This window comes from Enterobacter cloacae complex sp. 309I3, from assembly GCF_050031595.1.
GTDB classification, from domain to species: Bacteria; Pseudomonadota; Gammaproteobacteria; order Enterobacterales; family Enterobacteriaceae; genus Enterobacter; species Enterobacter cloacae.
Genome location: NZ_JBLGWI010000001.1, coordinates 3589399 through 3603684, shown reverse-complemented (window position 1 = coordinate 3603684; position 14286 = coordinate 3589399). Strand labels below are relative to the sequence as shown.

The following is a 14286-nucleotide window of genomic DNA, read 5'->3' as shown; positions in this document are numbered from 1 at the left end:
TTATGCAAACCGAACGTATGACCATGGCCCAGGCGCTGGTCCGGTTCCTTAATCAACAGTACGTCAGCATTGATGGCATTGAAACACCCTTCGTGGAGGGCGTGGCGACCATTTTTGGTCATGGCAACGTGCTGGGCATCGGCCAGGCGCTGGAACAGGATCCGGGCCATCTGCAGGTAATGCAGGGCTGTAATGAGCAGGGCATCGCCCACATGGCGACGGGATTCGCCAAACAGCATCGCCGTCAGCGCATTTTCGCCGTGACTTCTTCCGTCGGGCCGGGAGCCGCCAATATGATCACCGCGGCGGCAACCGCCACGGCGAACCGTATTCCGCTGCTGCTGCTGCCGGGGGATATCTACGCCAGCCGCCAGCCGGACCCGGTGTTGCAGCAGATCGAGCAGTATCACGATCTCAGCATCAGCACCAACGACTGCTTCCGCCCGGTCTCCCGCTACTGGGACCGCATCAATCGCCCGGAGCAGTTAATGAGCGCCATGTTAAACGCGATGCGAACGCTCACTGACCCCGCAGATACCGGTGCGGTAACCCTTTGCCTGCCGCAGGACGTGCAGGGCGAAGCCTGGGATTACCCGCCGAGCTTCTTCGCGCGTCGCGTGCATCACATCGAGCGTCGACCGCCAGATCCGCAGCGTCTGGCGCAGGCGCAGGCGTTGATTGCGCGCAAACGCCGTCCGCTGGTGGTGTGCGGCGGCGGCGTACGCTACTCCGGCGCGCATGAGGCGTTGCGCGAATTTGTCGAGACGCTGCATCTGCCGTTTGCCGAAACCCAGGCCGGAAAAGGGGCGCTGGTAAGTGACCACCCACTTAATATGGGCGGGGTGGGCGTGACGGGCGGAATGGCCGCCAACCAGCTTGCGCCGCAGGCCGACTTAGTGATTGGCGTGGGGACACGTCTTACCGATTTTACCACCGGCTCCAAGGCGCTCTTTTCCCACCCGGACGTCGAGTTTCTGCTGCTCAACGTGGCCGAGTTTGACGCCCTGAAGCTTGACGCCACCGCGCTGATTGCCGATGCCCGGACCGGACTGCAGGCCTTAACCCACTCGCTCAGGGAGTATCGCAGCGGCTGGGGAGAGGAGATTGCGCAGGCGAAAGCCGCCTGGCATGACGAGTGCCGCCGTCTCTGGGATCGCCAGTGGCGCCCGGACGAGGCACCGGAAGTGGCGGGCCATCTTGATGCCCAGCTGACGGAATATGGCGAGACGCTCAACACCTGCCTGACCCAGACGCGGGTACTGGGGCTGATTAATCAGCATGTTGAAGATAACGCCATCGTGGTTGGCGCAGCCGGTTCGCTGCCGGGAGATTTACAGCGCCTCTGGCAGGTCAAAATGCCTGATACCTATCATCTGGAGTACGGTTACTCCTGCATGGGTTACGAGATTGCGGCGGCGCTTGGCGCGAAGCTTGCCCGACCCGGGCAACCGGTTTACGCCATGGTGGGGGATGGCTCTTACATGATGTTGCACTCCGAGTTGCAAACCGCGGTGCAGGAGGGCATTAAAATCACCGTTCTGCTGTTTGATAACGCCAGCTTTGGCTGCATTAATAACCTGCAGATGGGACATGGAATGGGAAGCTTTGGCACGGAAAATCGCCACCGTAACCCGCAGACCGGGCAGCTTGACGGGCCGCTGGTGAAGGTCGATTTCGCGCAAAACGCGGAAAGCTACGGCTGTCGCGCGTGGCGGGTACATGATGAGCAAAGCCTGCTGGCGGCGCTGGAGGCGTCCCGCGCCCATCCAGGCCCGACGCTGCTGGACATCAAAGTGCTGCCGAAGACCATGACCCACGATTACGCCTCCTGGTGGCGAACCGGCGATGCGCAGGTAGCAGCGTCTACTGCCGTGCGCGAAGCCGCGGCGCAGACGCAGGCGCAGGTGAAAAAAGCTCGTCAGTATTAAGATTTCCCGCCTTAACGAAATTTTCATTTCATTTTTCTTTTTCCCCTCACCCTAACCCTCTCCCACTGGGAGAGGGGATAGTTCGGTGCGGTTTTCCCTCCCTCTCCCTGAGGGAGAGGGCCGGGGTGAGGGGAAGATGTCCTCCCTCCCATGTTGTGAGATTGATAACAAAATTTATCTCATTCATCTCAAAAGTGTTAACCCACACTCAAAAACATAATTTTCACTATTTATAAAAATGAAATAAATGTTTTATTTAAAGGGTCGTTAGTTCACAGCATTCACTAACACCGGGAGCCGTTATGTTTAACATTGCTTTACTGGGCGCTGGCCGAATTGGCCAGGTACATGCAGCTAACATCGCCAGCCACAGCGCGACCACACTCTGGTCCGTGGTTGACCCGAATCAGGAATTTGCCACCCGTCTCGCCACGCAGTATCAGGCCCGCCAGCAGAGCCTGATTGAGGCGATGACCGACCCTGACGTTCATGCCGTGCTGATCGCCTCGGCGACCGATACCCATGCGGACCTGATTGAAATGGCCGCCCGTCATGGCAAAGCCATCTTCTGTGAAAAACCGGTACACCTCGACCTCGCCCGCGTGCGTGACTGCCTGAAAGTAGTCAAAGAGTACGACGTGCCGCTGTTTATCGGCTTTAACCGTCGCTTTGACCCGCAGTTCCGCCGTGTGAAAACCGACGCCCAGGCCGGGCGTATCGGCAAACCGGAATCGCTGCTGATCATCTCCCGCGATCCGTCTCCACCACCGGCGGAGTATGTCCGCGTCTCTGGCGGCATGTTCCGCGATATGACCATTCACGACTTTGATATGGCGCGCTTCATCATGGGTGAAGAGCCGGTGTCAGTGTATGCCCAGGGCAGTAACCTGGTGGATCCGGCGATTGGCGAGGCGGGGGACATCGACACCGCATTTATCGTTCTGAAATATGCCTCCGGCGCAATGGCGACCATCGTCAACAGCCGCCGCTCCTCTTACGGCTACGACCAGCGCCTGGAGCTACACGGTTCTGAAGGGCTGCTCTGCGCGGGCAATATTCTTGAAAATCAGGTGCAGCACTACGGCAAACAGGGCTGCACCAGCGCGCTGCCGGAACACTTCTTCCTGCAGCGCTACAAATCCGCTTACGCCGCGGAATGGGAACACTTTGTTGCGGTATTGCGCGGCGAAGCGGTGCCTGACTGCAGCGGCGATGATGGTGAACGTGCGCTGTACCTCGCGGATAAAGCGCTGGAGTCGCTGCGTAGCCAGCGCGAGATCGTCCTCTAAACACAACCACCCTACACAGAGAGACATAATAATGAAAAAGCTGATCTTAGCCGCCCTCATCGCCATGACGTCCGGGGCCGCCCTCGCCGAAAACGAGCAAATTGTTTTCAGTACGCCAAACCTGGCGATGCCGTTTGAAGTTCACATGCAGCGCACGGCGGTGAAAGCCGCAAAAGAGATGGGCGTCAAGTTGCAGGTGCTGGACGGGCAGGGCAGTTCACCAAAACAGGTGGCTGACCTGGAAAACGCCATCACCCGCGGAGCGCAGGGGTTCATCGTCTCCCCGAACGACGTGAACGCGGTCTCCAGCGCGGTGGATGAAATTCAGGATGCGAAGCTGCCGGTGGTCACCCTTGACCGCTCCGTCGACAGTCAGAAGAAAGTGCCGCACTTTGGTGCCAATAACTACAAAGGCGGCCAGGCGATTGGCGACTTCGTGAAAAGCAAATTCCCCGACGGGGCAGAGATCATTCTGCTCACCGGTCAGCCGGGCTCCTCTTCCAACATCGAACGCACCAAAGGGATCCGCGACAGCCTGAAAGCGGGTGGCGATAAATACAAGATCGTCGCCGATCAGACCGGCAACTGGATGCGTTCTGAAGGGATGCGCATTGTAGAAAGCGTTCTGCCGTCACTGCCGAAACGCCCGCAGGTGATCCTCTCTGCCAACGATGATATGGCGCTGGGGGCGATTGAAGCCCTGCAGAGCCAGGGCGTGAAGCCCGGTGAAATACTGGTGACTGGCTTTGATGCGGTTCCTGAAGCGCTGGCTCGCGTGCGTGACGGCTGGCTGGCGGTGACTGCGGATCAGCGCCCGGGCTTTGCGGTGCAAACGGCAATGAGCCAGCTGGTGGCCAACGTGCGTGAGAAGAAAGCCATCACCGGCGCGGACTACCCGCCAACGCTTATCACCAAAGAGAACCTGCAGCAGGCTGAGCGTATCGGTGAGGCCGGTAACTAATATGTCCCGAGCCGCCTTTGGCGGCTCATCATGAGGAGGAGCAGACTGATGTCGCAACCCTTACTGAAAGTGACCGAGCTGGCGAAAAGCTTTTCCGGCGTCTGGGCGCTGAGTAATGCCCAGTTGACCGTCGGGCCGGGAGAAATCCACGCCCTGCTGGGGGAAAACGGGGCGGGAAAATCCACGCTGCTGAAGGCGCTTGCGGGCGCGCAGCCGCAAACGCGCGGGGAGATCTGGTTCAACGGCGAAACGCTGCCGGTAGATGACTCCCCGGTGGAACGACAGAACAAGGGCATTATCACCATCTATCAGGAATTTAACCTGCTGCCCAACATGACCGTCGCGGAAAACATGTTCCTTGGGCGCGAGCCGCGCAAGCGGAACCTGATCGTCGATGAAAAAGCGGTAAACCAGGAGGCGCAGGTCATTCTTGATTATCTGCAGCTGAACGTCGCGCCGACCACACCCGTTGCCCGCCTGAGCGTGGCCCAGCAGCAGATGGTCGAGATCGCGAGAGCACTGACCCTCAACGCCAGGCTGATCATCATGGATGAACCTTCCGCCGCGCTGAGCGACAGCGAAGTAGAAAGCCTGCACCGTGTGGTGCGGGAGCTTAAAAACCGCGGGGTGAGCATTATCTATGTGACGCACCGCCTGCATGAAGTTTTCCAGCTTTGCGACCGTTTCACCGTTTTCCAGGATGGCCGTTTCACCGGCACTGGCGCGGTGGCAGAAACGAACGTAGAGCAGCTGATCCGCCTGATGGTCGGGCGAGACGTGGCGTTTAACCGCCGTCCCGCCAGCGAAACCCACCATGAGGATAAACCCATCCGTCTGGCCGTGAAGGGGCTGAGCCGCGAAAAGCCGCCGCTGGATCCGCACGGTATTGCCCTGCATGACATCAGCTTTCATGTCCACGCGGGTGAGGTGCTGGGTATCGCCGGACTGGTGGGGGCCGGACGCACCGAAGTGGCCCGCTGCCTGTTTGGCGCAGACGCGTTTACCTCTGGCAGCTTTGAGCTTGACGGCGTGCCGTACCAGCCGCGCGACCCGCTGTATGCCCTCGATCAGGGCGTGGCGCTGGTGCCGGAAGATCGCAAAAAAGAGGGGGCGGTGCTGGGGCTGTCGATTCGCGACAACCTGTCGCTCTCCTGCCTTTCGTCACTGCTGCACTGGCGCTGGTTCGTCAATACCCGCAAAGAGGACGATCTGATTGAGTCCTACCGCCAGGCGCTGCAGATCAAGATGGTCAACAGTGCGCAGGAGGTGCGCAAGCTCTCCGGCGGTAACCAGCAAAAAGTGATCCTCGCGCGCTGCATGGCGCTCAACCCGCGGGTGCTGATCGTCGATGAGCCAACGCGTGGCATCGACGTGGGGACCAAATCAGAAGTGCACCAGGTGCTGTTTGACATGGCGAAAAAGGGCGTGGCGGTGATTGTGATCTCCTCCGATCTGCCTGAAGTGATGGCGGTGTCCGACCGGATCATCACCCTGAGCGAAGGCCGGGTTACCGGCGAGATCCACGGCGATGATGCCAACGAAGAGCGGCTGATGACGATGATGGCCATCAACCACAACGCCCTGAACGCGGCATAACGGAGTTTCTCATGACGCAGATGATTTCTAAAACGCAGGCCCCGGTCAAACGCGCCGGACGCATCGATCCCATCGCCTTCTTCGAGCGCTTTGGGGTGCTGATTTTCATGATCCTGCTGCTGATCTTCTTCCAGTCGCAGAACAGCAATTTTTTCTCGGAACGCAACATTTTCAACATCCTGACCGAAGTCTCCATCTACGGGATCATGGCCGTGGGGATGACCTTCGTCATCCTGACCGCCGGGATCGACCTCTCCGTCGGCTCCATTCTGGCGGTGTGCGCCATGACCGCGGCGTACGTGATTAAAGGCGACAACTTTACCACCGTCGACCCGAACGCCTGGGGCGGCATGAGCTGGCTGATAGGGCTGGGGATTTGTCTGGCGATGGGCACGGCGATTGGTTTTCTGCACGGTCTGGGCGTCACCCGCCTGCGCCTGCCGCCGTTCATCGTCACCCTCGGGGGGATGACCATCTGGCGCGGCCTGACCCTGGTGATTAACGACGGCGCGCCAATCGCCGGTTTCGATCAGGGCTACCGTTGGTGGGGACGGGGCGAGCTGCTCGGTATCTCCATTCCGATCTGGATCTTCGCCATCGTCGCCGTTGGCGGTTATCTGGCGCTGCACAAAACCCGCTGGGGGCGCTTCGTTTACGCCATCGGTGGCAACCCGGAGGCGGCTCGTCTGGCGGGTGTGAACGTGAAGCGCGTACTGGTCAGCGTCTATGTGCTGATTGGCTGTCTGGCGGGGCTGGCGGGCTTTATTCTCAGCGCGCGTCTGGGGAGCGCCGAGGCGGTGGCCGGGATCTCCTTTGAATTGCGCGTCATTGCCTCGGTGGTGATTGGTGGCACCTCGCTGATGGGCGGCTACGGACGCATCGGCGGCACCATTATCGGCTCCATCATTATGGGCATTCTGATTAACGGCCTGGTGCTGATGAACGTCTCGGCTTACTACCAGCAGATTATCACCGGGTTAATTATCGTTCTGGCGGTGGCGTTCGACACCTACGCCAAGAGCCGTCGCGGCGCACTGTGAGGATCACGATGAAAGAGGTTCGTATTGGATTAATTGGCACCGGGTATATCGGCAAGGCGCATGCCATCGCCTATGCCCAGGCCCCGACGGTGTTCAACCTGCGCGGCAAGCTGGTGCGTGAGATGGTGGCCGAGGTAAACCCGACGCTGGCGGCAGAGCGCGCGCAGGCGTTTGGCTTTAACCGTTCAACGGGAGACTGGCGGGCGCTGGTGGCCGACCCGGCCATTGATGTAGTGGATATTTGCTCGCCCAACCATCTGCATAAAGAGATGGCGCTGGAGGCGATCCGCCACGGCAAGCACGTTTACTCGGAAAAACCGCTGGCGCTGAACGCCCACGACGCGCGTGAGATGGTCGAGGCCGCTAAGCGGGCAGGGGTGAAAACCCTGGTGGGCTTCAACTACATGAAAAACCCGACGGCGCAGCTGGCGAAAGAGATTATCGCCCGCGGCGAAATAGGCGAGGTGATCCACTTCTACGGCACCCACAACGAAGACTACATGGCCGACCCGCTTTCGCCCATTCACTGGCACTGCTTCAAAGAGACTGCCGGGCTGGGGGCGCTGGGCGATCTGGCGGCGCATATCGTCAATATGGCGCAGTACCTGGTGGGGGAGATTGAGCAGGTTTGCGGCGACCTGAAGATTGTGGTCCCGGAACGTCCGGCGAAGGCCGGGTCGTCGGAGATGATTGCCGTCGAAAACGAGGATCAGGCCCACGCGATGGTACGTTTCGCGGGCGGGGCGCAGGGTGTGATTGAAACCTCCCGCGTCGCCTGCGGCCGCAAGATGGGGTTGTCGTATGTGGTAACCGGAACGAAAGGCGCCATCAGCTTCACTCAGGAGCGCATGGCCGAGCTGAAGCTCTATCTGCATGACGATCCGGTCAACCGTCAGGGATTCCGCACGCTGCTGGTTGGCCCGGCACACCCGGACTACGGCGCGTTCTGTATGGGTGCAGGCCACGGTATTGGCTTTAACGATCAAAAAACGGTGGAAGTGCGTGACCTGGTGGATGGCATTGCCGCCGACGCACCGATGTGGCCGGACTTTGAAGAGGGGTGGAAGGTCTCGCGCGTGCTGGACGCCATCGCACTCTCACACCAGCAAGGCCGCTGGCTGAACGTGAATGACATTGTCTGAAGAGGTATCAACGTGGAAAAGCAGTTTGATGTGATATGCATGGGCCGCGTGGCGGTAGACCTCTACAGTCAGCAGATTGGTGCGCGGCTGGAGGATGTGTCGAGCTTTGCCAAATATCTCGGCGGCTCGTCCGGCAACGTGGCGTACGGCACGGCGCGGCAGGGGTTGCGTTCGTCGATGCTGGCGCGCGTGGGCGACGAGCATATGGGCCGATTCCTGCGCGAAGAGCTAAATCAGGTGGGCTGTGATACCAGCCATCTGATCACCGATAAAACACGCCTCACGGCGCTGGTGCTACTCGGCATTAAAGACCGGGACACCTTTCCTCTGATTTTTTATCGCGATAACTGCGCGGATATGGCCATTACGGCCAGCGATGTGGACGAAAACTACATCGCTTCCGCACGGTGTCTTGCCATCACCGGGACTCACCTTTCTCATCCGCAGACCCGCGAGGCGGTGCTGACGGCGCTGGGCTATGCCTGTCGTCACGGCGTGCGCACGGTGCTGGACATTGATTACCGCCCGGTGCTGTGGGGGCTGACCTCCTTAGGCGACGGCGAAACGCGCTTTATCGCGGCCGATCAGGTCACCCGTGAACTTCAGGAAGTGCTGCACCTCTTCGACGTTATTGTCGGCACCGAGGAGGAGTTTCACATTGCGGGCGGCAGCACGGACACCCTGCTGGCGCTGGCGCAAGTGCGTGCCGTGAGCCAGGCCACGCTGGTCTGCAAACGCGGCGCGCTTGGCTGTTCGGTCTATACCGGTGCCATTCCGGCCCGTCTGGATGACGGCCTGACGGTGACCGGCGTGCGCGTGGAGGTGCTGAACGTCCTCGGCGCGGGCGATGCCTTTATGTCTGGCCTGCTGCGCGGCTACCTGAACGACGAGGGCTGGGAGCAGGCGTGCCGCTATGCCAACGCCTGCGGCGCGCTGGTGGTCTCGCGCCACGGCTGCGCCCCGGCGATGCCGAGCAAAATTGAGCTGGATGACTATCTCGCGCGCGCCGCGCTCGTTCCACGCCCGGATCTCGACCCGCGTCTGAACCATCTGCACCGGGTCACCACCCGTCGCCGCGAATGGCCGGAATTGTGCGTAATGGCGTTCGATCACCGCAGCCAGCTTGAAGATATGGCGCTGCAGTGCGGGGCGTCGCTCAAACGTATTCCGGCGCTCAAGCAGCTGATCCTGCAGGCCAGCCGCGAGGCGGCGAGCCGTGCCGGGCTGGCAGGCAAAGCGGGCCTGCTGTGCGACGGTACGTTTGGTCAGGACGCGCTCAACGCCATTACCGGTGAAGGGTGGTGGATCGGGCGACCCATTGAGCTGCCGGGCTCCCGTCCGCTGGAGATGGAGCACGGCAACATCGGCACACAGCTTATCAGCTGGCCGCAGGAGCATGTGGTGAAGTGCCTGGTCTTTTTCCACCCGGAAGATGCCCACGGCCTGCGCCTGGAGCAGGAGCAGAAAATTGCCGAGGTCTACCACGCCTGCTGCCAGTCCGGGCATGAGCTGCTGCTGGAGGTGATATTGCCCGCCAGCATGCCGCGCAGCGATGAACTTTATCTGCGTGCCATCTCCCGCTTCTACAACCTGGGTATTTACCCGGACTGGTGGAAATTGCCGCCGCTGACGTCCGATGGCTGGACGGCACTGAGCGAGATTATCCAGCGCCGGGATCCGCACTGTCGTGGGGTGGTGATCCTCGGGCTGGATGCGCCTGCCGAGCAGCTGCGTGCCGGGTTTAACGCCGCGGCAGGGCACGAACTGGTGAAAGGATTTGCCGTGGGGCGCACGCTGTTTGGCGAAGCTTCCCGCGCATGGCTGAAACACGATATTGACGATGCGCAGCTGGTGGCGCGCATCCGGGACAATTACCTGCAGCTTATCGCCTGGTGGCGCGAGCGCGGACACGCATAATGGAGACGACAATGAGTGTGCAATTAGGCATTAACCCCCTGACGTGGACTAACGACGATCTGCCTTCCCTTGGTGCCGAAACGCCGCTGGAGACCTGTCTGAGCGAGGGGAAAGAGGCCGGTTTTGCCGGTTTCGAACTGGGCAACAAATTCCCGCGTGAAGCGCGCCTGCTTGGCCCTATTTTGCAGCGCCACGATCTGCAGCTGGTCTCTGGCTGGTACTCCGGCCGACTGCTGGAGCGCAGCGTGGAAGAGGAGATTGCCGCCGTGCAGTCCCACCTGACGTTGCTGCGTGAGCTGGGGGCAAAGGTGCTGGTATTTGCGGAGGTGAGCGGCTGCATTCACGGCGAGCAGCAGACGCCGGTGCATCTGCGCCCGCGCTTCCCGCAGGCACGCTGGAAGGAGTATGGCGAGAAGCTCACGGAATTTGCCCGCTACACTCAGCAGCAGGGGGTGCAGATTGCCTATCACCACCATATGGGGACGGTGATTGAGTCCGCCGACGACGTGGACAACCTGATGACCCATACTGGCGAAGAGGTCGGGTTGCTGCTGGACACCGGTCACCTGACTTTTGCCGGGGCCGATCCGCTGGCGGTGGCGCAGCGCTGGGCGTCGCGCATCAACCACGTTCACTGCAAAGATGTGCGTGCCGACGTGCTGGCGGATGTCAAAAACCGCAAAACCAGCTTCCTCGATGCGGTGCTGAGCGGCGTATTTACCGTGCCGGGCGACGGTTGCGTGGATTATCCGCCGATCATGCAACTGCTGAAAGCGCAGGATTATCACGGCTGGCTGGTGGTGGAGGCGGAGCAGGATCCGGCGATTGCCCATCCGCTGACCTATGCCCGTCTGGGGTATAACAACCTGAGCCGTCTGGCGCGCGACGCCGGGCTTATCTGAGGAGGTGATATGTCACGTCTGCTATCACGCTGGCAACAGCCGAACGATGAAGGGCGGACCCAGTCCGTCACGCCGGAACGCGCCGGGTGGGGATATGTTGGCTTTGAGGCCTATGAGTTGCAGGAGGGGCAGCAGTTGACGCTGCCCGCCGTCAGCGAAGAGCGCTGTCTGGTGCTGGTGGCCGGGCGTGCCTCCATCAGCACGCCTTCCGAGCAGTTTAACGATATTGGCGAGCGGATGAGCCCGTTCGAGCGCATCAAGCCGTGGGCGGTGTACGTTACCCCGCAGGAGACGGTGCAGGTGAAGGCGCTCACGAAGCTGGAACTGGCGGTTTGTGCCGCTCCGGGTAAAGGTAGCTGGCCGACGCGGCTGATTGCACCGCAGGATATCGACGCTGAAGCGCGCGGCAAAGGCCATAACCAGCGCTATGTGCACAACATTCTGCCGGAAGACAAACCGGCTGACAGCCTGCTGGTGGTGGAGGTCTGGACCAACGAAGGCTGCACCAGCTCGTACCCGAGCCATAAGCACGACACGGATAATCCGCCCCAGGAGACGTATCTGGAGGAGACCTATTACCATCGCCTCAACCCGGAGCAGGGGTTCTGCATGCAGCGGGTCTACACTGACGACAGAACGCTGGATGAATGCATGGCGGTCTACAACCGTGACGTGGTGATGGTGCCGAAGGGCTACCACCCGGTGGCAACCATGGCGGGGTATGACAGCTACTACCTCAACGTGATGGCCGGGCCGGTGCGCAAATGGATGTTCACGTGGGAAGAGGACCACGCGTGGATTAACCGGGATTATCCCGCAGAGAATGGGGGCTGAAGCGGCCTTTCTTGTCGGGTGGCGCTGCGCTGACCCGACCTACGAAACCGTAGGCTCGCGCAAGCACAGCGCCGCTGGCCGAATTGTCTTCAGTGCATCTGCCTCGCCTGCTCAATCGTGCGGGCAATGGCTTCCGGCTGGCTCACCATCGATACGTGGCTCGCCGCGACCTCGGTGGTGTTCGCGTGGATGGCCTTCGCCATCGCGCGTTCAAGCTCAGGATTGATCATCCGGTCGTTCTTGCTTACCACATACCAGCTCGGCTTCGCGTGCCACGCCGCGCGAGTGACCTTTTCGCCAAACGCATCGCCCTTTATTGGCCCCTGTGTGGCGGCGATGATCTGTTGTTCACCCGGTTTCACATCCGGTGCGAAGTCCTTACTGACCGACGCAGGCGGCAGGTATAAAAAGCCGTCCGCGGTTTTCGCGATACCCGCGCTCCCCGGGGGCGCCGGGTAGCTATTCGCCAGCTCTGCCGTTGACTGACCGGCGTCCGGCGCGAACGCCGCCACATACACCAATGATTTCACCCGCGCATCGTTGCCGGCCTCGCTAATCACGGTGCCGCCCCAGGAGTGACCTACCAGTACCACGTCCCCGTGTGCACGAGCGATGGCGCGCCGGGTGGCTGCTACATCATCTTTTAGTGAGGTCAGCGGCAGCTGGACGGCTATTACCTCGGTGTGGCGTTTCTGCAAAAGGGAAATCACCTTGTTCCAGCTGCTGCCGTCGGCAAAGGCGCCATGCACCAGCACCACGCTGGTTTCACTCTGCGCAAAGGCGCTGGCCGACATCGCCAGCAGACCCGCCGTCAGTATCGATAATGTTTTCATCTTCAGGCTCCTCAGAAATGGTGGACCGGCGCATGCGGCGGCACGGTGAATTCAAGGGTTTTATGGTCGAGAGGCTTATGCGTCGGGTCGGCCAGGATAATGGTCACCTTATGTTTTCCGGCGGGTAGTCCCACCAGAATCACCGGCTCACCGCTGGTGTCCGCCCAGTGCCAGGGCGCGTCATCCACCACAACGTGAATATGGCCGATGCGCGGAGTGACTTTCAGCGCGTCGGGTCCAAAGACAGGTTCAATGCGCAGGTTTTCAACACGGTACTGAATAAAGACAGCCCCCTTACTCAGCGGGCCTGCCAGCGGCGGATCGACAATCAGCCTGGCGGGTGGCTGGGGCTGCTCAAGCGGGGCAACGGCAGCCGGACCGTTGACGTCGGCGGCGCTGAGGCCGCTCAAGGGCGCGGCGCAGACGGAAGACGTCAGCGCGAGTAAAGGAAGCAACAGATGCTGGCGAATCATTTTGGTCTCTCCTCGTGGGGTCATGTCACGAGAGACAGCAGACCATTTTTATGTATCGCGTCTGTTTGCTGATGCGGGATTTTTGTATCGATGCGTAAGCCAGATGAGGGAGATACAGTGCGATACATTTCCCCCGGGCATGACGAGAAGTTTGCTGGCATGGTGTCTTCAGGCGCATCTATCAGATGCGGAGATTTCCCGGAGAAAACATCATGAATAGCGAAAAAGTTGCGTTGATTTTCGGCGGCGCACGTGGAATTGGTGCGGCTATAGCGGCACGGCTGGCGAAGGAAGGATATCGCGTTGCCGTGACATGGGTATCACGTCCGGACCGGGCTAATGCACTGGTCTCATCCATTACTGATGCGGGCGGGGTGGCGCTGGTGATTAACGCTGATAGCGCAGATGCAACTGCAATTCAGGCTGCGGTTGATGCCACGATCAACCATTACGGCAGGCTGGATGTTGCCGTAGTGAACGCAGGCGTACTGCGGCTGGGTATGCTTGAGGATTATTCAGTGGACGATCTGGATGCCACGCTGTCGGTGAACGTGCGCGGCGTTTTCCTCTCTGTGCAGGCGGCAGTTAAACGAATGAGGGAAGGGGGAAGGGTGATCACCATTGGCAGCAATACCGCTGTGCGAACCGGGCATGCGGGTAGTAGCGTTTATGCGATGAGTAAAGCTGCGGTGGCAGCCATGGTGCAAAACCTGGCGCTGGATCTGGCTCCGAAGCGGATCACAATTAACAATATCCAGCCCGGCCCCATCGCCACGGATATGACGGCCGGAATGGCGGAGCAGATCACTGCACATATCCCTTTAAAACGCATTGGGCAGCCTGAGGAGATCGCATCACTTGCCGCATGGCTTGCTGGAGAAGAGTCTGGATATATGACAGGCGCGAGCCTGACGATTGACGGTGGATTCGTGCTTTAATTGCCAGGGGCAGGGAAGCCCGACATTCTGACTAGCGCACGGGTGCGTCGACCACCAGACCCGTTTGCTGCGACTGGAGTTTGTCCTGATGGTGATACCAGGCACCAATGGAGGAATAAACGAAGCGGCCAAAGAAAAACAGGAAGCTGATTAGCAATATGATGCGGGTCATTCGAGTGTTAAATCGATGTCGTTTTCGCATACGTGTGGCCTGACTCACTGTGTTTTTCCTGGACATACCCTTTTGGGCGACGCGGATATTAAGGCACAGCGGGAAGGGTGGGTCAATTCTGCGATGTGTAAATAACCGTCAACATATACATTAACCGATGTTATTAAAAATAATAATTGCATTTACGATATTGATAACACGAAGAAAATTAACCGGAAAAAAACAGAAGAAAGGAAATTTTGAATTAAATAGTTTGATTTA

At 59.8% G+C, this 14286-nt stretch carries 13 protein-coding genes; 10 read left to right on the top strand and 3 right to left on the bottom strand.

The window, feature by feature from the left end:
- Nucleotides 1-2: 2 nt before the first annotated feature.
- The 9 genes from iolD (at nucleotide 3) to iolB (ending at nucleotide 11609) form a co-directional block, all read left to right on the top strand.
- Entirely contained in the window at nucleotides 3-1928 is a 1926-nt protein-coding gene (gene iolD, locus ACQG22_RS17180) for a 3D-(3,5/4)-trihydroxycyclohexane-1,2-dione acylhydrolase (decyclizing) (protein WP_130626379.1), read from the top strand.
- 302 nt (nucleotides 1929-2230) lie between these two features.
- On the top strand, nucleotides 2231-3217 hold the full coding sequence (gene iolG, locus ACQG22_RS17175; protein WP_013098257.1) for an inositol 2-dehydrogenase: 987 nt from the start codon (nucleotides 2231-2233) through the stop codon (nucleotides 3215-3217).
- A gap of 31 nt (nucleotides 3218-3248) precedes the next feature.
- A complete protein-coding gene (locus ACQG22_RS17170) occupies nucleotides 3249-4178 on the top strand; it encodes a sugar ABC transporter substrate-binding protein (protein ID WP_013098256.1) in 930 nt (309 codons plus the stop codon).
- 48 nt (nucleotides 4179-4226) lie between these two features.
- A complete protein-coding gene (locus ACQG22_RS17165) occupies nucleotides 4227-5774 on the top strand; it encodes a sugar ABC transporter ATP-binding protein (protein WP_029882255.1) in 1548 nt (515 codons plus the stop codon).
- 11 nt (nucleotides 5775-5785) lie between these two features.
- Complete coding sequence (locus ACQG22_RS17160; protein WP_013098254.1) at nucleotides 5786-6814, top strand: ABC transporter permease; 1029 nt, start codon at nucleotides 5786-5788, stop codon at nucleotides 6812-6814.
- 8 nt (nucleotides 6815-6822) lie between these two features.
- A complete protein-coding gene (locus ACQG22_RS17155) occupies nucleotides 6823-7956 on the top strand; it encodes a Gfo/Idh/MocA family protein (RefSeq protein ID WP_114519222.1) in 1134 nt (377 codons plus the stop codon).
- 12 nt (nucleotides 7957-7968) lie between these two features.
- Nucleotides 7969-9873: a bifunctional 5-dehydro-2-deoxygluconokinase/5-dehydro-2-deoxyphosphogluconate aldolase gene (locus ACQG22_RS17150; protein WP_284953323.1), complete on the top strand. Its 1905-nt coding sequence runs from the start codon at nucleotides 7969-7971 to the stop codon at nucleotides 9871-9873.
- 11 nt (nucleotides 9874-9884) lie between these two features.
- Nucleotides 9885-10775 (top strand): myo-inosose-2 dehydratase, encoded by an 891-nt coding sequence (gene iolE, locus ACQG22_RS17145; protein ID WP_047360346.1) that lies wholly within the window; start codon nucleotides 9885-9887, stop codon nucleotides 10773-10775.
- A gap of 9 nt (nucleotides 10776-10784) precedes the next feature.
- Nucleotides 10785-11609 carry a 5-deoxy-glucuronate isomerase gene (gene iolB, locus ACQG22_RS17140; protein ID WP_284953326.1) on the top strand — a complete coding sequence of 275 codons (825 nt, stop codon included), beginning with the start codon at nucleotides 10785-10787 and terminating at the stop codon, nucleotides 11607-11609.
- Between the two features lie 89 nt (nucleotides 11610-11698).
- Here the strand turns inward: iolB and ACQG22_RS17135 are convergent, their stop codons facing one another.
- Both ACQG22_RS17135 and ACQG22_RS17130 read right to left on the bottom strand, forming a co-directional pair.
- Nucleotides 11699-12442, bottom strand: coding sequence for an alpha/beta fold hydrolase (locus tag ACQG22_RS17135; RefSeq protein WP_013098249.1), 744 nt, complete (start codon nucleotides 12440-12442; stop codon nucleotides 11699-11701).
- Nucleotides 12443-12453: 11 nt separating this feature from the next.
- Nucleotides 12454-12915: a DUF6130 family protein gene (locus tag ACQG22_RS17130; RefSeq protein WP_013098248.1), complete on the bottom strand. Its 462-nt coding sequence runs from the start codon at nucleotides 12913-12915 to the stop codon at nucleotides 12454-12456.
- A gap of 212 nt (nucleotides 12916-13127) precedes the next feature.
- Between ACQG22_RS17130 and ACQG22_RS17125 the strand changes: the two genes are divergently transcribed.
- Entirely contained in the window at nucleotides 13128-13853 is a 726-nt protein-coding gene (locus ACQG22_RS17125; protein ID WP_284953328.1) for an SDR family oxidoreductase, read from the top strand.
- 31 nt (nucleotides 13854-13884) lie between these two features.
- Here ACQG22_RS17125 and ACQG22_RS17120 read toward each other — a convergent pair whose 3' ends face one another.
- On the bottom strand, nucleotides 13885-14073 hold the full coding sequence (locus ACQG22_RS17120) for a YfgG family protein (protein ID WP_086528036.1): 189 nt from the start codon (nucleotides 14071-14073) through the stop codon (nucleotides 13885-13887).
- Nucleotides 14074-14286: the final 213 nt, after the last annotated feature.